The sequence below is a fragment of the Aquabacterium sp. J223 genome (assembly GCF_024666615.1).
GTDB lineage: Bacteria > Pseudomonadota > Gammaproteobacteria > Burkholderiales > Burkholderiaceae_C > J223.
In genome coordinates, this window is the sequence record NZ_CP088297.1 from 3,534,598 (window position 1) to 3,551,934 (window position 17,337).

At 71.7% G+C, this 17,337-nt stretch carries 19 protein-coding genes and 1 pseudogene; 12 read left to right on the forward strand and 8 right to left on the reverse strand.

All coding sequences use genetic code 11. From position 1 onward, the window contains the following. Positions 1 to 12: 12 nt before the first annotated feature. The 4 genes and pseudogenes from LRS07_RS16745 to LRS07_RS16760 all read right to left on the reverse strand — a co-directional run bounded on the left by LRS07_RS16745 (position 13) and on the right by LRS07_RS16760 (position 4,503). Complete coding sequence (locus tag LRS07_RS16745) at positions 13 to 1,653, reverse strand: tannase/feruloyl esterase family alpha/beta hydrolase (protein ID WP_260499094.1); 1,641 nt, start codon at positions 1,651 to 1,653, stop codon at positions 13 to 15. 122 nt (positions 1,654 to 1,775) lie between these two features. Continuing rightward, positions 1,776 to 2,753, reverse strand: coding sequence for a Bug family tripartite tricarboxylate transporter substrate binding protein (locus tag LRS07_RS16750; RefSeq protein ID WP_260499095.1), 978 nt, complete (start codon positions 2,751 to 2,753; stop codon positions 1,776 to 1,778). Further along, positions 2,750 to 3,139, reverse strand: a complete 390-nt coding sequence (locus tag LRS07_RS16755) for an AtuA-related protein (RefSeq protein WP_260499096.1) — start codon at positions 3,137 to 3,139, stop codon at positions 2,750 to 2,752. The genes LRS07_RS16750 and LRS07_RS16755 overlap by 4 nt, the downstream gene beginning before the upstream one ends. A gap of 5 nt (positions 3,140 to 3,144) precedes the next feature. Continuing rightward, positions 3,145 to 4,503 (reverse strand): annotated as a pseudogene (locus tag LRS07_RS16760) (acyclic terpene utilization AtuA family protein). A gap of 119 nt (positions 4,504 to 4,622) precedes the next feature. On the opposite strand from LRS07_RS16760, the gene LRS07_RS16765 reads away from it, so the two are divergent. The 8 genes from LRS07_RS16765 (at position 4,623) to fliR (ending at position 10,265) form a co-directional block, all read left to right on the forward strand. Further along, entirely contained in the window at positions 4,623 to 5,543 is a 921-nt protein-coding gene (locus LRS07_RS16765; RefSeq protein WP_260499097.1) for a LysR family transcriptional regulator, read from the forward strand. A 142-nt stretch (positions 5,544 to 5,685) separates the two neighbouring features. Beyond that, a complete protein-coding gene (locus LRS07_RS16770; protein ID WP_260499098.1) occupies positions 5,686 to 6,327 on the forward strand; it encodes a flagellar basal body-associated FliL family protein in 642 nt (213 codons plus the stop codon). Positions 6,328 to 6,470: 143 nt separating this feature from the next. Continuing rightward, complete coding sequence (gene fliM / locus LRS07_RS16775) at positions 6,471 to 7,475, forward strand: flagellar motor switch protein FliM (RefSeq protein ID WP_260499099.1); 1,005 nt, start codon at positions 6,471 to 6,473, stop codon at positions 7,473 to 7,475. Then, positions 7,465 to 7,929: a flagellar motor switch protein FliN gene (gene fliN / locus LRS07_RS16780; protein ID WP_260499100.1), complete on the forward strand. Its 465-nt coding sequence runs from the start codon at positions 7,465 to 7,467 to the stop codon at positions 7,927 to 7,929. Before fliM ends, fliN begins: the two co-directional genes overlap by 11 nt. A 146-nt stretch (positions 7,930 to 8,075) precedes the next feature. Further along, complete coding sequence (locus LRS07_RS16785) at positions 8,076 to 8,447, forward strand: FliO/MopB family protein (RefSeq protein WP_260502144.1); 372 nt, start codon at positions 8,076 to 8,078, stop codon at positions 8,445 to 8,447. Next, complete coding sequence (gene fliP, locus LRS07_RS16790; protein ID WP_260499101.1) at positions 8,440 to 9,201, forward strand: flagellar type III secretion system pore protein FliP; 762 nt, start codon at positions 8,440 to 8,442, stop codon at positions 9,199 to 9,201. The genes LRS07_RS16785 and fliP overlap by 8 nt, the downstream gene beginning before the upstream one ends. Position 9,202: 1 nt before the next feature. After that, positions 9,203 to 9,472, forward strand: coding sequence for a flagellar biosynthesis protein FliQ (fliQ, locus tag LRS07_RS16795; protein WP_260499102.1), 270 nt, complete (start codon positions 9,203 to 9,205; stop codon positions 9,470 to 9,472). Positions 9,473 to 9,503: 31 nt separating this feature from the next. Beyond that, the gene (fliR, locus tag LRS07_RS16800) at positions 9,504 to 10,265 is read left to right on the forward strand and encodes a flagellar biosynthetic protein FliR (protein ID WP_260499103.1); all 762 of its coding nucleotides are present in this window, start codon (positions 9,504 to 9,506) and stop codon (positions 10,263 to 10,265) included. Positions 10,266 to 10,280: 15 nt separating this feature from the next. Here the strand turns inward: fliR and LRS07_RS16805 are convergent, their stop codons facing one another. Further along, the gene (locus LRS07_RS16805; protein WP_260499104.1) at positions 10,281 to 11,843 is read right to left on the reverse strand and encodes a methyl-accepting chemotaxis protein; all 1,563 of its coding nucleotides are present in this window, start codon (positions 11,841 to 11,843) and stop codon (positions 10,281 to 10,283) included. Positions 11,844 to 12,141: 298 nt separating this feature from the next. Here LRS07_RS16805 and LRS07_RS16810 point away from each other — a divergent pair, with 298 nt between their 5' ends. Beyond that, entirely contained in the window at positions 12,142 to 12,993 is an 852-nt protein-coding gene (locus tag LRS07_RS16810; RefSeq protein ID WP_260499105.1) for an HD-GYP domain-containing protein, read from the forward strand. After that, positions 12,990 to 13,259: a hypothetical protein gene (locus LRS07_RS16815; protein ID WP_260499106.1), complete on the forward strand. Its 270-nt coding sequence runs from the start codon at positions 12,990 to 12,992 to the stop codon at positions 13,257 to 13,259. Before LRS07_RS16810 ends, LRS07_RS16815 begins: the two co-directional genes overlap by 4 nt. A 9-nt stretch (positions 13,260 to 13,268) precedes the next feature. On the opposite strand, the gene LRS07_RS16820 is transcribed toward LRS07_RS16815, so the two are convergent. Genes LRS07_RS16820 through LRS07_RS16830 form a run of 3 tightly spaced genes read right to left on the reverse strand, consistent with a single transcriptional unit; the run spans position 13,269 to position 16,167 of the window. Continuing rightward, positions 13,269 to 14,381 (reverse strand): phospholipase A, encoded by a 1,113-nt coding sequence (locus tag LRS07_RS16820; protein ID WP_260499107.1) that lies wholly within the window; start codon positions 14,379 to 14,381, stop codon positions 13,269 to 13,271. Then, positions 14,378 to 15,013: a response regulator gene (locus LRS07_RS16825; protein WP_260499108.1), complete on the reverse strand. Its 636-nt coding sequence runs from the start codon at positions 15,011 to 15,013 to the stop codon at positions 14,378 to 14,380. The genes LRS07_RS16820 and LRS07_RS16825 overlap by 4 nt, the downstream gene beginning before the upstream one ends. Next, a complete protein-coding gene (locus LRS07_RS16830) occupies positions 15,010 to 16,167 on the reverse strand; it encodes a hybrid sensor histidine kinase/response regulator (RefSeq protein ID WP_260499109.1) in 1,158 nt (385 codons plus the stop codon). The genes LRS07_RS16825 and LRS07_RS16830 overlap by 4 nt, the downstream gene beginning before the upstream one ends. Positions 16,168 to 16,416: 249 nt before the next feature. On the opposite strand from LRS07_RS16830, the gene LRS07_RS16835 reads away from it, so the two are divergent. Both LRS07_RS16835 and LRS07_RS16840 read left to right on the forward strand, forming a co-directional pair. Further along, complete coding sequence (locus tag LRS07_RS16835; RefSeq protein WP_409450558.1) at positions 16,417 to 16,866, forward strand: hypothetical protein; 450 nt, start codon at positions 16,417 to 16,419, stop codon at positions 16,864 to 16,866. 84 nt (positions 16,867 to 16,950) lie between these two features. After that, positions 16,951 to 17,313: a response regulator gene (locus tag LRS07_RS16840; RefSeq protein ID WP_260499111.1), complete on the forward strand. Its 363-nt coding sequence runs from the start codon at positions 16,951 to 16,953 to the stop codon at positions 17,311 to 17,313. Positions 17,314 to 17,337: the final 24 nt, after the last annotated feature.

Below are 17,337 nucleotides of genomic sequence, written 5' to 3' on the forward strand. Positions count from 1 at the left end.
TCCTGGTGCGTTCTAGTTGCAGCTGAAGCTGGCCGCGTCGTCCGTGCTGCCCTGGCCCCGGTAGGTGGCCTTCTTCGGGTAGGGGCACAGCGGGCGGGTGCGCACGGTGTTGCCCGCCACCACCCGGCTGGCGACGATCTGGTCGGGGGCGGTGCCCTGCTCGACCCAGCGGTCGAGCGCCATCAGCACGTCGCGGTCGGCGTTGACCACCGGCGACGGGCCGCCCTGGTTGCCGAAGTGGCCGGTGCCGCTGCCGCCCGAGCAGTGCCCCATGCCGGGCACCAGGAACAGGCGGAAGAAGCCGTCCACGGCGGCCTGCGAGCCCTGCGCCGTCCGCAGCCGATCGGCATAGGCGATGGTGTCCACCGCGTTGACCACCGGGTCGGCCCAGCCCTGGTAGACGATGGCCTTGCCGCCGCGGGCCTTGAAGGCGGCGAGGTCGACGCTGGTCTGGTCGACCAGCGGCCCGACGACCGCCTCGGCGTAGGTGACGTCGCGGTCGTGGTCGAAGCTCCACCAGTTCCACTGCGGGTTGCCGAACACCCACAGACGCCAGTAGTCGGCGCGCACCGGTTCGCTGCCGCCCCAGTAGCCCGACCAGCCGGCTTCGGTGCCCACCGGCAGGCCGGGGTAGAGCTGGGCGTTGGTGCGCGGGTTCTTCGGCCCGGCGTAGATCTTCTTGGCCACGCCGATCTCGTCGGCGGTGAGGCAGCCGGTGGTCTGGCCGGACGCGCACAGCAGGGTGTCGACGTTGAAGGTGCAGGCGCGCGGGTCCTCCATCACGCCGTCGGTCACGCCGTCCAGCGCATCGCAGGCGGCGACGGCGGCGGTGGTGATGGTGGCCGCCTTGGCGGCCGACAGGATCAGCGGCCCGTTGGTGTTGGGCGCCCGGTTGGACAGGAAGCGGTGCAGGAACTCGACGTTCAGCCGCGTCCGGTTGTTGCCCGGCGCCCCGGCGACCACACCGTCGAAGTCCTCCGGGTAGCGCTGCAGCTGCGCATAGGCCTGGTGGCCGCCGGTGGAACAGCCGTAGTAGTAGGCGCGCTTGATGGCTTCGCCGCGCAGGCCGGCCACCAGCTGCTTGGCCGGCACGGTGATGGCGTGGATGGAGCGCGAGCCCCAGTCGCGGATCTTCTCGGGATGGCCCACGCCCCAGAACATCTCGTTGGGGTCGCTGGACTGGTGGCCGGTGTCGCCGCCCACCGCGGCATACCCCTGGCGCAGCGCGTAGGCCATGTCGCCGTAGCTGAGCGCCGGGCTGTAGCCGCCGTTGCCGGTGGTGACCAGCTTGCCGTTCCAGGCCGTGCCCTGCGGCACCCACACCTGGAAGTTGATGAGCGAGTCGCTGGTCGGCGTGGCCCTGGCCTCGATGCGGCAGAACGCCGGCAGGTTGGCCAGCGCGCCGCTGCCCGGCGGCGTGTAGCTGCCGGCCGGCACGGCGGTGGCGGCCGTCACGGCTGCGCCCTGCAGGGCGACCGCGGCGGCCACGCTCGCCGTGTCGCACGCGGCCGGGGCGGCGGGTGCCGCGGTGGCGGGGGGCGCTTCGTCGCCGCCGCCGCAGGCCGCCACCAGCGTGGCGATCGTCAGCGTGGCCGCGGTGGCGGGAAGCAGGCGGCGAAGGCGCGCCGGACGCGCGCGTCGGATGCGGGTCATGGGGGTCTCCTGGGCTCTTGTCGTTGTCGGCTCGTCTGGGCGAGCGCGGTCGAAGGCCCCGCCGCCGGGCGGCGGGCCGTGTCGTCGATCGGGGTGGGCCGTGGGAGCGGCCTAGCGGCGGCTCATTCGGGCTCGATGCCGGCGGCCTTGATGACCCGGCCCCACTTCTGCGACTCGCTGGCCTGGAAGCGGGCCAGCTCGGCCGGCGTCGTGGTCCAGGCCTCGGCGCCGGAGGTGTCGAAGAAGGTCTTCGCCGGGGCGCTCTTCACCGCCGCCACCAGCAGCTCCTGCAAGCCATTGACCACCGGCGCCGGCGTGCCCGCGGGCACGTAGGCGGCGAACCAGTAGCTCATGTCGTAGCCCTTGACGCCGGCCTCGTCGAGGGTCGGCACGTCGGGCAGCTGCGGGCTGCGCTTCTGGGTGGAGAACCCCAGCGGCTTCAACTTGCCGGCACGCACCTGCGGCAGGCCGGTGGCCGTGTCGGTGATCATCAGGTCGATCTGCCCGCCGAGCAGGTCGGTGATGGCGCCGGGGTTGCTCTTGTAGGGCACGTGCAGGATGTCGGTGCCCGACAGCTGCTTGAACATCTCGCCGGCGACCCGGCTGGACGCGCTGCCGCTGCCGAAGCTCAAGCGGCCGGGCGTCTTCTTCGCCGCGGCGACCAGGTCGGCCACGGTCTTGTACGGCGCATCCGGCCGCACCACCAGCACCTGGCCGCCCTTGCCCAGACCGGTCACCGGCGCGAAGTCCTTCACCGGGTCGTAGCTCAGCTTCTTGAACAGGTGCTCGTTGGCGGCGTGCGTGGTGTTGGTGGTGATGAAGACGGTGTAGCCGTCGGGGGCCGCCCGCGCGACCTGCTGCGCGGCCGGCATGCCGCTGGCGCCGGCCTTGTTCTCCACCACCACGGTCTGCTTGGTCTGCTCGGTGATGGACTGCGCCAGCGCGCGGGCCAGCTGGTCGGTGGCGCTGCCGGCCTGGAACGGCACGACGAAGGTGATCGGCTTGTCCGGGTAGCGGCCCTGGGCGTGTGCGGCGGGCAGGCCGCCGGCCAGGGCGGCGGCGAGGGTGGCGAGCAGGGCTCGGCGTTGCAACGGGGTCATGGGGCGATGTCTCCTCTGGGCAGGTCCGGTTCTGGTTTCAGGAAGGGCTGCAGGTCGGGCGGCACCCGCAGCGGCAGCTCCAGCAGCAGGAAGGACAGGGCCTTGCCGTGGCTGTCGAGGTTGAGTGCGTCGTTGACGCCGCCGTCGAGCACGCCGTCGAGCACGACGTTCATGGCCTGCAGCCGCGGCAGCAGGTGGCGGGTGACGCGCAGCGGCCGCCGGTGGGCGAACTGGCGGGTGACGGCGTCCACCGTCACCTGCTCGACCAGCAGGTCCCACAGCGCCGGGTGCCAGGCGATCACGCTGATGTTCGAGCGGTCGCCCTTGTCGCCGGTGCGGCCGTGGGCGGCGCGGTACAGCGGCACGGTGAAGGTGTCCGGCGTCATGGGCGTCACGCCATCACCTCGACGCGCGCCTGCACCTGCGCGCGGTCGACGGCGCACGACACCGTGCCCAGGCGCTGTCGCAGGCCGGTGCGGACGCCGCCGCCGCCGGCGGGGCCGCAGGTGTAGAGGGCGGTGACCTCGCGCGCCAGGCGCTCGGCCACCGCGCGGTCGGCATGGTTGAGCGCCACGCGCAGCCGCACGTCGCGGGCGTCGCCGACGGGCTGCGCCGCCAGCCAGCGGCCCTCGTCGTCGCCGAAGACGCTGGCCACGCCGATCAGGTCCACCCGCAGCGGCCCGCAGCCGGCCAGCCGCCGGCGCAGCACGTCGGCGGCCAGGCGGGCGCGCGCCTCGGCGCCGCGGCCGGCGTAGGAGATCTCGCCCTCGGCCAGCCAGCCCTGGCGATGGAAGGCGTTGACCTTCAGCGTGGCGGGCCGCGCGCGGCCGCGCACCCCCTTGCAGGCGCACCGTGTCGCGCCCCATCGGCAGCACCTCGGCCTCGCCGATGTCGGCGATCACGTCGGGGGTGAGGTAGGCGCACGGGTCGTGCAGCTCGTACAGCAGCTGCTCCTTGACGGTGTGCTCGTCGATCAGGCCGCCGGTGCCCTGGGCCTTGGTGATCGTGCAGTGGCCGTCGGCGTCGATCTCGGCGATGGGAAAGCCGATGGCCTCCAGGCCCGGCACGTCCTTGAAGCCGGGGTCCGCGTAGTAGCCGCCGCAGACCTGGGCGCCGCACTCGAGCAGGTGGCCGGCCATGGTGGCCCGGGCCAGCCGGTCCCAGTCGTCGTCGGCCCAGCCGTAGTGCGCCATCGCCGGGCCCAGCGCCAGCGAGGGATCGGCCACCCGGCCGGTGACCACGATGTCCGCCCCCGCGCGCAGGCCCTGCACGATGCCCTCGGCGCCCAGGTAGGCGTTGGCGCTGGCGATGTCCAGCGCGTCGGCGGCGTCACCGCGCGCCTCGGCCAGGCAGGCGTGCAGCAGCGGCCGCTGCCCGGGGCCGGACAGGTCGTCGCCCTCCACCACCGCGATGCGCGGCCGGCGCAGGCCCAGGCGGTCGGCCAGCGCCTGCAGCCGCCGCGCCGCGCCGCGGGGTTGGCGGCGCCGAAGTTGCCGACGATGCGGATGCGGTGGGCCAGGCAGTCGGCCAGCACCGGGCCGATCATCTCGTCGAGCAGCGGCTCGTAGCCGGCCTCGGGGTCGGCCTGCCGGGCCAGCTGGGCCAGCGCCAGCGTGCGCTCGGCCAGCGTCTCGAACATCAGCACCGCGGGCTGCCGGCGCGCGATCAGGGTGTCGACCACCGGCCGGGCCGCATCGACCCGGTCGCCGGAGAAGCCGGCGGCGGAACCGACCAGCAAGCTGTCCTTCATGTGCACGCCTTCGTGTCCGCTGCCCGGGCGTCACCGAACGGCGCCGCGATGAGGACACTCTATGGATCGGTCGGCGGTAGGAGAATTCGCTTGTTTGGATCAATTGATCTGGAAAGCCGATGACCACCCAGCGCCACCTCTCGACCCGGCAGCTGCGGGCCTTCGTGGCGCTGGCCGAGGCCCGCAACTTCACCCGCGCGGCGGCGCAGTGCCACCTGTCGCAACCGGCGTTCTCGGCCCTGGTGCGGGGGCTGGAGGAGGCGGTGGGCTGCCGGCTGTTCGACCGCGACACCCGCAAGGTGGAGCTGACGGCCGAGGGGCAGCGCTTCCTCGCCGGCGCCGAGCGGCTGCTGCAGGAGTTCGAGCACACGCTGCACGACCTGGGCGAACACGTGGCCCGCCGGCGCGGCCGGGTGGCGCTGGCCGCCCTGCCCGCGCTGGCGGCCGGCTGGCTGCCCGACGTGCTGGCCGCCTTCCAGGCCGAGTACCCCGACATCGAGCTCGACGTGGCCGACGCGCTGTCCGAGCAGTGCGTCGAGCGGGTGCGCAGCGGCCGCGCCGACTTCGCGCTGGCCTCGGTGCGGGCCGCGTCGCCCGAGCTGCGCACCGAACGCTTCTGCAGCGACCGCTTCCACCTCGTCTGCCGCGCCGACCACCCGCTGGCCCGCAAGTCCCGCATCGCGTTGGCCGACCTGGCCGGCCAGCCCTTCGTGCAGCTGGCGCGCTCGAGCAGCGTGCGCCAGCACATCGAGGCCGCCACCCGCGGCCACCCGCCGAAGACGGTGATGGAGCTGGAACAGCTGAGCAGCGTGGCCGGCATGGTGCGCGCGGGCCTGGGCGTGAGCGTGGTGCCGGCGCTGACGCTGTTCCACTTCCGCGACCCGGGGCTGGTCACCCGGCCGGTGGTGGCGCGCGGGCTGGTGCGCGAGATCTTCGTGCTGCGCCGGCGCGACCGCAGCCTGTCGCTGGCCGCGCAGACGCTGTTCGACTTCGTGGCCCGCCACCGCCCGACCACCGCCAACGCCCGCGCCCGGCCCTGACCGGTCGGCGCGCGGGGGGGATTTCGCCCGCTTTTCGCCGCATCCCGGCGGGGGTCGCTGCCGACAATGGTCCGCATCCGCCGTGCCCCGTCGTGACCTTCGACACGCCGGCGCCACCGAAGACGAGCCCACCCCCACGCCCATGTCCGCTGCCGCCACCGCCGACGCCGTTGCCGCCCCCAAGGCCGGCGGCAAGAAGAAGCTGATCCTCATGCTGAGCGTGGTGCTGCTGCTGGTCGCCGTGGCGGGCGGCGGCGCGCTGTTCTGGGTCAAGAGCAAGCAGGCCGCCGCCGCCGCCGCCGAGGAGGCCGAGGACGGCGACAGCGCACCGGTCAAGGCCCACGCCAAGGAGAAGCACGACGACAAGGCGGTGCCCACCTTCGTGCCCCTGGACCCCTTCACCGTGAACTTGGCCGACCGCGAGGCCGAGCGCTACGCGCAGATCGGCATCACGCTGGAGCTGGACGACGCCAAGGTGGGCGACAAGATCAAGGCCTACATGCCGGCCATCCGCAACAACATCCTGCTGCTGCTGTCGCAGAAGACCGCCGCCGACCTGCTGGGCCGCGAAGGCAAGGAGAAGACCGCAGTGCAGATCCAGCGCGAGGCGTCGCGCGCCCTGGGCGTGGACGTGCCGGACGACGAGGACGAGGAAGCGCAGGCCAAGCCCGCCGCGAGCGACGCCGACGGCGAGGCCAAGCCGAAGAAGAAAAAGAAGCGCAAGGCCCCCGCGGAGCCGCTGCCCATCAAGCGGGTCCACTTCTCCAACTTCATCATCCAGTGAATGTTCACCCCTGCTCGCTTCTCGCTCGCCGTCCCCCGAGGGGACTCGCCCCTCGCTTGGGGCGGCCCGGCGCTCGGGGCGGGCGCTGATACGGGTCCTGCGTTCAATGGCCACCGTGCCCTGCCCGGGACGGTGTCGGATCGATGACTCAACAAATCCTTTCCCAAGACGAAGTCGATGCCCTGCTGCAGGGCATCACCGGCGAGAGCCAGAAGCTCGAGCAGGAGGAGCAGCCCGAGGGCGGCATCCGCGACTACGACCTGGCGAGCCAGGAGCGCATCGTCCGTGGGCGCATGCCCACGATGGAGATCATCAACGAGCGCTTCGCCCGCAACATCCGCATCGGGCTGTTCAACTTCATCCGCAAGAGCCCCGAGGTGTCGATCGGCGGCATCAAGGTGCAGAAGTACTCGGCCTTCCTGCGCGAGATCGTGGTGCCGACCAACTTCAACATCGTCTCGGTGCGGCCGCTGCGCGGCTCGGGCCTCATCGTCTGCGACCCGAACGTGGTGTTCGCGGTGATCGACGCGCTGTTCGGCGGCGCCGGCAAGTACCACACGCGCATCGAGGGCCGCGACTTCTCGCCCACGGAGCAGCGCGTCATCGCCCGCCTGGTCGAGGTGGTGATCGCCGAATACCGCAAGGCCTGGCACGGCATCTACCCGCTGGAGCTGGACTACCAGCGCAGCGAGATGCAGCCGCAGTTCGCCAACATCGCCACGCCCAGCGAAATCGTGGTCGCCACCTCCTTCACGCTGGAGATCGGCGACACCTCGGGCGCGGTGCACTTCTGCATCCCGTACTCGACGCTGGAGCCGATCCGCGATGTCCTGTACTCCACCGTGCAGGGCGATTCGGCCGAGCCCGACCGCCGCTGGGTCAACCTGCTGAAGACGCAGATCCAGGCCGCGCAGGTGGAGCTGGTGGCCGAGCTGGCGCACGCGCCGGCGACGGTGGAGCAGCTGCTGTCGTTCAAGCCCGGCGACTTCATCGAGCTCGACCTGCAGCCCATGATCCAGTGCAAGGTCGACGGCGTGCCGGTGCTCGACGCGCACTACGGCACCTCCAGCGGCCGCTACGCGGTCAAGGTTCAACAACTGATCACCAGCAACAACGCCAGCTGGCTGGGAGAAGCGAATGTCGGCTGACAACACCGCCGTGGACACGGGCGGCATGAGCGAAGAGGACCGCATGGCGGCCGAGTGGGCCGCGGCCCTGGCCGAGACCAAACCCGGCGACTCGGGCGACGTCAACTCGGCGGTGAGCCAGGTCGCCGAGAGCGTGGCGCCCGCGGCCTTCACCAACTTCTCGAACACGGTGACGCCGGGCGCGGGCAACGACATCAACATGATCCTGGACATCCCCGTCCAGCTCACGGTTGAACTCGGCCGCACCCGCATCCCGATCAAGCACATCCTGCAGCTCGCCCAGGGCTCGGTGGTCGAGCTCGACGCCATGGCCGGCGAGCCGATGGACGTGCTGGTCAACGGCTACCTGATCGCCCAGGGCGAGGTGGTGGTGGTCAACGACAAGTTCGGCATCCGGCTGACCGACATCGTCACGCCCAGCGAACGCATGCGCCGACTGAGCAATCGCGCCTGAACGTGAAGCCCCCGGCCCTAGGGGCCGCCCCCCGAGGGGCTCGCGTTGCGACCGGGAGACCCGGATCGCAACGCGCTCCTCGGCCGACATCCCGCCCCTGGCCGCTTCGCGGCCTGTCCCCAAGGGACTTGAGTGACCGCCTCTTGATGTCTTCTGGAATCACCTCCCTGCTCTGGTTCGTCGCCATCCTGGCGCTGATCCCGCTGGCGCTGTGGCTGCTCAAGCGCACGCCGGCCGGCGGCGCGGCGGCGCATGGCGTGCTGCGCACCGTCGCCGTGCTGCCGCTGTCGGCCAGCCAGCGGCTGATGGCCGTCGAGGTCGGCCAGGGCGACGAGCGGCGCTGGCTGGTGCTGGGCGTCACGCCGCAGTCGATCACCAACCTGCACACGCTGGTGCCGGGCGACGAGGCGGTGGCCTCGCTGGCCGCGGCGCAGGCGGCCACGCCGTTCGCCCAGCTGCTGGACAACCTGAAGAAGAAGGGCCTGCCCGGCCGCGACGCGGGAGGCGGCCATGCGTAAGCCGCTGCGCCTGCTGGCGGGTCTCTCGCTGGGGCTGGTCGCCGGCGGCGCGCTGGCGCAGGCCGCGGGCCAGCCCACCGCGGCCGGCCTGCCGCTGATGGTGGCCTCGACGCCCGGCGGCACCAGCTACTCGGTGCCGATCCAGACGCTGCTGTTCTTCACCGCGCTCAGCTTCCTGCCGGCGGTGCTGCTGATGATGACCGGCTTCACCCGCATCGTCATCGTGCTGAGCCTGCTGCGCCAGGCGCTGGGCACGCAGGCCGCGCCGCCCAACCAGGTGATCATCGGCCTGTCGCTGTTCCTGACCTTCTTCGTGATGGGGCCGACGCTGGACCGGGTCTACAGCCAGGCCTGGCAGCCCTTCCAGGCCAACCAGATCGCCTTCGACGAGGCGATGCGGCGCGGCGAGGTGCCGATGCGCGAGTTCATGCTCAAGCAGACGCGGCAGAGCGACGTCGCCCTCTTCGCCAAGCTGGCCAAGGTGGAGGCCGACGTGCCGACCGCCGAGGTGCCGTTGAAGGTGCTGGTGCCGGCCTTCGTCACCAGCGAGCTGAAAAGCGCCTTCCAGATCGGCTTCCTCATCTTCATCCCCTTCCTCATCATCGACATGATCGTCGCCAGCGTGCTGATGAGCCTGGGCATGATGATGCTGAGCCCGGTGCTGGTCGCCCTGCCCTTCAAGATGATGCTGTTCGTGCTGGCCGACGGGTGGAACCTGCTCCTCGGATCGCTGGCCTCTTCGTTCGCCACCTGACATGGATTCCACTCAAGTCTTCACGGTGGGCCAACAGGGCCTGTACCTGCTGCTCACCGTCTCCGCGCCCATCCTGCTGGTGGTGCTGGCCGTCGGTCTGGTGGTCAGCGTCTTCCAGGCGGCCACGCAGATCCACGAGGCCACGCTGTCCTTCGTGCCCAAGGTGGTCGGCGCCGTCGCGGTGCTGGCCATCGCCGGGCCGTGGATGATGAACACGCTGGTCGAGTACATCCAGCGCACGCTGCAGTCGATCCCCGGCGCCGTCGGCTGACGCTGCGGCTTCGGCATCCCCGGGAACGCCGGTGCTGACCTTCACCGAAGCCCAGCTGGTGGCGTGGCTCACGCCGCTGCTCTGGCCCTTCCTGCGCGTGCTGGCGCTGTTCACCACGCTGCCGGTGCTCGGCGGCCGTCAGGTGCCGCTGCGGGTGCGCATCGCGCTGGCCTTCCTGATCGCCTTCGCCGCCCAGGCCAGCCTGCCGCCCATGCCGGCGGTGGCGCTGGACGGCAGCGCCGCCGTGCTGCTGGTGGTGCAGCAGCTGCTGGTGGGCATGGCGCTGGGCTTTGCGGTGCGGGTGCTGTTCGCGGCGCTGGAGCTGGCCGGCGAGCTGATCGGCCTGCAGATGGGCCTGAACTTCGCCGGCTTCTTCGACCCCATCACCGCCACCCAGGCCACCGCCACCAGCCGCTTCTTCGGCACCACCGTCGCCTGGCTGTTCATCGTCATCAACGGCCACCTGACGGTGATCCATGCGGTGGTGCAGAGCTTCAACGCCTTTCCGGTCGGGCCGGAGCCGTTCGCCTTCCTCAAGGCGCTGCAGCCGCAGGTGTGGGGCACCGAGCTGTTCCGCCTCGGCCTGTGGATCGCGCTGCCGCTGATCGCCATGCTGCTCTTCGTCAACCTGGTGCTGGGCCTGGTGTCGCGGGTGGCCTCGCAGCTCAACATCTTCGCCATCGGCTTCCCCGTCACCGTCGGCGTGGGCCTCGTCGGCATGCTGCTGACGCTGCCGATGATGCAGGCGCCCTTCACGATGGCGCTGGAGCGCGTGCTGGCACAGTTCCAGTAGGTCCCGCGGCGGCGGTCAGCCGAGCTTGAAGCTGCCGATCACCTCGTGCAGCTCCGCGGCGAGCGCCTTGAGGCCTTCGGCCGACGCCGCGCTCTGCTCCACCAGCGCCGCGTTCTGCTGCGTGGTGCGGTCGAGCTGGCTCACCGCCTCGTTGACCTGGCCGATGCCGCTGGCCTGCTCGCGCGTGGCGGCGCCGATCTCGTGGATCAGCTCGGCCACCTTGCGCACCTGCGCGACGATGTCCTCCATCGTGCTGCCGGCGTCGGCGACCGTGCGCGTGCCGGTCTCGACCTTCTCGACCGACGCGCCGATCAGCGCCTTGATCTGGCGCGCCGCCTCGGCCGAGCGCTGGGCCAGGCTGCGCACCTCCGACGCGACCACCGCGAAGCCGCGGCCCTGCTCGCCGGCCCGGGCGGCCTCCACCGCCGCGTTCAGCGCCAGGATGTTGGTCTGGAAGGCGATGCCGTCGATGACGCCGGTGATGTCCGCGATCTGGCGGGCGCTGCCGGCGATCTCCTGCATCGTCGACACCACCTGCGCGACCCGCTGGCCACCGCGCTCGGCGGCGGCGCTGGCCTCGCTGGCGAGCTCGGTTGCCTTCAGCGCCGTCTGCGCGGTGTTGCCGACGTTGGCGTTCATCTGCTCCATTGACGAGGCGGTGGCCTGCAGGCTGGACGCCTGCTCCTCCGTGCGGCGCGAGAGGTCGACGCTGCCGGCCGCGATCTCGTGGCTGCCGGTGTTGATGCGCTCGCCGGTGTCCTGCAACCGCTGCACCAGCGCGACCAGGCCGTCGTTCATGGTCTTCAGCGCGCCGAGCAGCTGGCCGGTCTCGTCCCGTCCGCGGGGCACGATGGTGCAGCGCAGGTCGCCGCCGGCGACCTGCTGGGCCGCCCGCATGGCATCGAGGATGGGGCGGGTGAAGCCGCCGGCCAACCAGGCCGACAGCGCCACCGCCAGGGCGATGGCCACGCCGGCCACCGCCAGCATGGTCATCCAGCCGCGGCGGAAGGCCGTCTCGCTGTCGGCCACGTGGGCGGCGGTCCTCTCGGTGCCGTGGTCCATGTAGGCACGGGTGGCCCTGACCAGCGCGGCCAGCAGCGGCCGGCATTCGGTGTTCATGTTCTGCACCGCCTCGTCCAGCTCGCCGGCGTCGACCAGCGCGACGACCTTGCGCGACCAGGGCGCGTAGCGGGCCTCCACCGCCTCCACCTCGGCGAACAGGCGCTGCTCCTGTGCCGACACCTGCACGCCGCCGGCCAGGGCCTGCTTCAGGCCGGCCAGCGTGCGGTTGAGTTCGGCCTGTGCGGCCAACACCGCCGCCTTCTCGGCCTGCTGGTCCTTGGCCTCGGACAGCAGCACCAGGTTGCGCTCGCTCACGGCACGCGCATGGGCCGCGTCGAGCACCGCTCGTGCCATGTCCAGCCGGCTGGTGATGTGGTCGACGTAGATGGCGAAGTGCCGCTGCGATCGGGTCATGGAGACCAGCGACAGCGCGGCCACCACCAGCACCAGCAGGGCCAGGCTGCCGAAGGCCAGGCGCAGCTTGGCCTTGACACCGAGGGAGACGAATGAACGCATGGGGTTGGACTGGGTTGTCGACGTGAAGGGGCGCACCGCGGGGCGATGCGGGCGGGAATCCCCGCTTGTCGGGCGCACCGGCGCTGTTCTGGAGAGGGGTCCCATTCATCGGGTGCACGCACCGTGGACGGGATGTGACCGGTGCACGACCTCGTCATGGATCCCCTACGCGCAAACCCTAGGGGCGCCTGTGCGGGCGGCCGGCGCCGCCGAAGACCCCCACAAGCCACGGGGCGGAAGGCGACAAGAGCCGCCCACTGGTGCCGTCACGGCATCGACCGGCAGGGAGGACACGGCCATGAAGCTGCTGCAGTTGTGCACCGGCCAGTTGCGACTGGGCGAGCCGCTGCCCTGGAACGTGCGCACCGCCGGCGGCGAGTTGCTGCTGTCCAAGGGCTACCTCATCAGCGAGGCGCGGCAGCTCGAGGCGCTGCTCGACCGCGGCATGTACGTCGACCAGGAGGAGTTCCAGCGCCACCGCGGCAAGGCGGACGAGGAGGACGCGACGGGCGGTGACCCGTTCTCGGTGTGGGGCGACCTGGCGCGCAAGGCCAACCTGCTGCTGCGCAACCCGGCGCTGCACGGGCCGTTCGACGGCGAGGTCCGGCAGCTGGCGCAGCGCATCCAGGCCTCGGCCGAGGGTCACCCGGACGTCGGCAGCTTCGAGCTGGCGCACCTGACCGCGGTGGACTATCCGGTGCGGCATTCGCTGCACACCGCCTACCTCGCCACGCTGGTCGGCCTGCGCCTGGGCCTGGGCGCGGACGAGCGCCGCACGGCGGTGTGCGCGGCCCTGACGATGAACCTGGCCATGCTGCCGCTGCAGGCCGCCCTGTGCGCCCGGCGTGAACCGCCGACGCCGGCCCAGCGCGAGCAGATCCGCAGCCACCCGCAGCGCGGCGCCGAACTGCTGGCCCTGCACGGGGTGACCGACGACGGCTGGCTGACCGCGGTGCGGCAGCACCACGAACGCGACGACGGCACCGGCTACCCCGAAGGCCGGCGGGCGCTGCACCCGCTGGCCCGGCTGATCGGCCACTGCGACGTCTACCTGGCCAAACTCGGCAGCCGCGCCAGCCGGCCGGCGCTGTCCGCCCCCAGGCCGCCCGCGACTTCTTCGCGCAGTTCGACGGCCAGCACGATCCGGTGACGGCCGCGATCGTGAAGGAAACCGGCCTGTACCCGCCGGGCACCTACGTCAAGCTGGCCAGCGGCGAGCTGGCGGTGGTGGTGCGCCGCGGCCCGTGCGCCACCACCCCGCAGGTGTGCAGCCTGACCGACGCCACCGGCTTGGCGTTCACCCAGCCCCTGGCGCGCGACACCGGCCGGCTGCAGCACAAGGTGCTGGCGGCGGTGCCGGCCGACAGCGTGCGGGTGCGCTTCGAGCGCGAACGGCTGTTCGCGCTGGTGCGGTGAGCCGCGACGTCAGAACGCGAACAGCGTCACCCCCAGCCCCAGGCTGGTCTTGCGGAAGTTGTAGTCCAGCAGCGACTCGCCGTAGCCGTGGAACAGGCGCAGGTACCAGCGCAGGCCCTGCGGCTGGTCTTCGCTGACCGGGTAGGTCCAGTCGAACTGCACCGAGCCGCGGTCCCAGTCGTGGAAGTTGCTGCGCCAGGCCAGGCTGGCGGTGGCGCGGCCGGGCAGCCAGGCGGCGCGCAGCTCGCCGCGGCCGACGTGGTCGGTGAGGTCGGGGTTGTTGTCGTCCTGGCGCTCGCGCAGCCGGCGCCACGCTTGAGCCTGCAGGCTGAGGCTGTCGCGCTCGATGCCGGTGCCCAGACCCACCCGGTTCCAGCTGCGCGACAGCGGGTCGGTCTGGCCGTTGGACTGGTGCGTCAGGTCGGCCGTCAGCAGGCGCCAGCGCCAGCCGCCGGGCAGCGGCTGCAGCGCGTCGGGCACCGGCAGGACGTAGATGAGGCTGGGTTCGTAGTCGCTGTTGCGGAACGGCCGCGAGATGCCGCCCGACCAGATCTGCCACTGGGCGCGGTGGGTGTAGGTGAACCACAGGTCGCCGCGCGGCAGCACCAGGCCCTCGGCCACCTTCAGCCGCAGCGACAGCTGCACCATCGCCTCCAGGTTGCGGTACTCGGGCACGCCCGGCGGCGTCGGCTGCGTCGGCGACTGCGGGCTCAGGTTGACCCGGTTGCTCACGTTCAGCGGCAGCAGGTAGTTGGGCTGGTAGGTGAGGACGCGGAAGGTGCCGCGCTTGTCGGCCTCGTCCAGTTCCCAGAACTGCGACAGCGGGCTCGGCGCCGGCTTGAGCCCGCCGCCGGCCGGCTCGGCGGCGGCCAGCGCGCGGGCGGTGCCCGGCGCTGGCAGGGGCGCGACGGCCGCCGGCGTGGGCAGCGGCGTCGTCGGCACCGGCAGCAATTCGCGGCCGAAGCGGCGGTCGTAGCAGGCCAGGCGGGCGGCGTCGTCGGCGATGACCCGGCAGGCCGCCGCTTCGGCGGCGGACTCCGGTGCGCCGGGCGCGGCAGGCTGCGCGCGGACCCCGGACGAGAGGGCCAGGCCGGTGGCCAGCAACAGCGAAGCGGGTCTCAACTGCCGACCAGCCCGTGGCGGATGGCGTAGACGGTGAGCTCCGAGTTGTTCGCCAGGCTCAGCTTCTCCAGCACCCGGGCGCGGTAGACCGACACCGTCTTCGGGCTGAGCATCAGCTCCTCGGCGATGTCCGACAGCCGCTTGCCCGATGCGATCATCACCAGCGTCTGCAGCTCGCGGTCGGACAGCTTCTCGTGCGCGTTCTCCGGCAGCGGCGTGGTCAGGCTCTCGACCAGCATCTGCGCGATCTCCGGGGTGACGTACTTGCGGCCCTGCGACACCGTGCGCACCGCGCTGACGATGAGCTGCGGGTCGCCGCCCTTGTTGACGTAGCCGTAGGCGCCGGCGCGCAGGGCGCGGATGGCGTACTGGTCCTCGGGGTACATGCTGACGATCAGCACCTTCACGGTGGAGCCCTCGTCCTTCAGGGCGTGCAGCACGTCCAGCCCGCTGCGCCCGGGCAGGTTGATGTCCAGCACCAGCACGTCGCAGCTGCAGCCGCGCAGCAGCGAGCGCAGCTCGCCGTAGTCCCCGGCCTCGCCCACCACGGTCATGTCCGGCGCGTCGGACAGCGTGTCGCGGATGCCGCGGCGGATCAGCGCATGGTCGTCGCAGAGGATGACGTTGATCATCGTGTGGGGCCCCAGGCCGACGGGTCGTGCTCGTCGGCGAACAGGTCGATGGTGGGCGGCGACTGGTCGGTGGCCGCCTTGATCGGCACCACCAGGATCAGCGTGGTGCCGCGGCCGGGGCGGCTGGTCAGCTCGACCCAGCCGCCGACGGTGCCGGCGCGTTCGTGCAGGCCGCGGATGCCGAAGCTGCGCGCCTTGGCCAGGTCGCCGGGCGACAGGCCACGGCCGTCGTCGGTGACCTCCAGCGTCAGCGTGTCGCCGGCCAGCGTCAGGTCGAGCGTCACCCGCCGCGCCTGCGCGTGCTTGGTGACGTTGTTCAGCGCCTCCTGCGCCGTGCGGTAGGCCACCAGCGGCACGCCGGCCGGCAGCGTCATGCCCTCGTGGCTGGTCGACAGCGCGCAGGCGATGCCGGTGCGGCGTTCGAAGCGGCTGGTCATCCACTGCAGCGCGGCGACCAGGCCCTGCTCCAGGATGGCCGGCCGCAGGTTGTGCATGATGCGCTGGCTGCTCTCGATGGCGTGGGTCACCGTCTCCACCGCGGCCTGCGCCCGCTCGCGCACCTGGGGCTCGGTGCTGTGGCGGCACATCCAGGCCAGGTCGAACTTCAACGCCGTCAGCGCGCCGCCGACGTCGTCGTGGATCTCGCGGGCGATGGCCGCGCGCTCCATCTCGACGCTGGTCTGCAGGTGCTGGGCCAATTCCGACAGGCGTTGGCGCGAGGCGGCCAGCTCGCGGTCGGCGTGGCGACGGGCGCGCCGCTGCTCGTTGGCCTCGATGGCGTGCTCCACCGCCGGCAGCAGCCGCGCCAGGTTGTTCTTCAGCAGGTAGTCGGAGGCGCCGTTGCGCATGGCGGCCACCGCGGTGTCCTCGCCGATCTCGCCGGAGACCAGGATGAAGGGCAGCAGGCGGCCGCTTTCCTTCAGCACCTCCAGCGCGATCAGGCCGGAAAACCCGGGCAGGTTGAAGTCCGACAGCACCACGTCCCAGTCGTCCTGCAGCGCGGCACGGAAGTCGCGCTCGGTGTCCACCCGGCGGGTCGTCACCTCGCGGCCGCCACGGCGCAGGTGGGCCAGCGCCAGTTCATGGTCGGGTTCGGAATCCTCGAGGTGCAGCACCCGCAGACGGCTGCGCAGGGCGGATGACGCGTCGGCCATGGCGGCGAGTATGCCGTGCAGGCCGGAAGGTCCCTGGCGGCGGCACGGCCGACCGGCGCGCCCGCCCGCCGGGACGGGCCCGTGCGGCGTGAATACGGCGGCATTCGCCGGCCTTCATTGGGCTCAACCGCGGGCGGCGGGTGCCGAAAACTGTCCGAACGGATGGCGTGCAGGGCCAGGGAGGCCTTGCGGGCCCGGGCACCGCCCGGACCGACCCGCGGCAGGCTTCCGACGATGACAGGAGCGACGATGGTGATGAACGATGCACAGGCGACGACCCCGCCCGGCGGCATGCCGCTGGCGGTGGCCGCCGACCTGCAGGACCACCTGATGACCGCCGCCCACGACCTGGAGCGGCTGCAGACCCTGCTCACCGACGCCTGCGACGCGCTGATGGCGAGCTTCTACGGTGCCTCCGAGCACCTGAAGGGCCTCGGCCAGGCGCCGGCCGGCGCCCACGAGGCGATGGAAGTGGCCCTGCGGCACCTGGGCGGCGCGGTCACCGCGCTGCAGTTCCAGGACATGGCCTCGCAGCTCATCACCCACACCAACAAGCGGCTGCGCAACTGCTGCGACCGCCTCGCCCGCGACGCCATGGGCGACGACGAGGACGGCGAGGCGGTGGTCGAGGAGGAGCCGTTGCGGCCCAACCCCGTCACCCAGGACGAGATGGACGCGGGTTCGGTGGAGCTGTTCTAGCCCCTGGACCCCGCACCGCTCAAGTCCTCGCCTTCGCAGACGAAAACCCGTCCAGCACACACCCAGAGATCCCTGGAGAACACGATGCACTCGATCCTCGCCGTCGACGACTCCGCCTCGATGCGGCAGATGGTCTCGTTCACCCTCAAGAACGCCGGCTTCAACGTCGTCGAGGCCGTGGACGGCCAGGACGCCTACGAAAAGGCGGCCAAGAACGACTTCAACCTGGTCCTGACCGACCAGAACATGCCCCGCATGGACGGCATCAGCCTGACCAAGAAGCTGCGCGAGAACCCGAAGTTCAAGTCCACGCCCATCCTGATCCTGACCACCGAGTCCAGCGACCAGATGAAGCAGGCCGGACGCGCCGCCGGCGCCACCGGCTGGCTGGTCAAGCCCTTCGACCCGGCCAAGCTGATCGAGGTGATCGGCAAGGTGATCCGCTGAAGGCGACGGGGATCCAGGACTAGG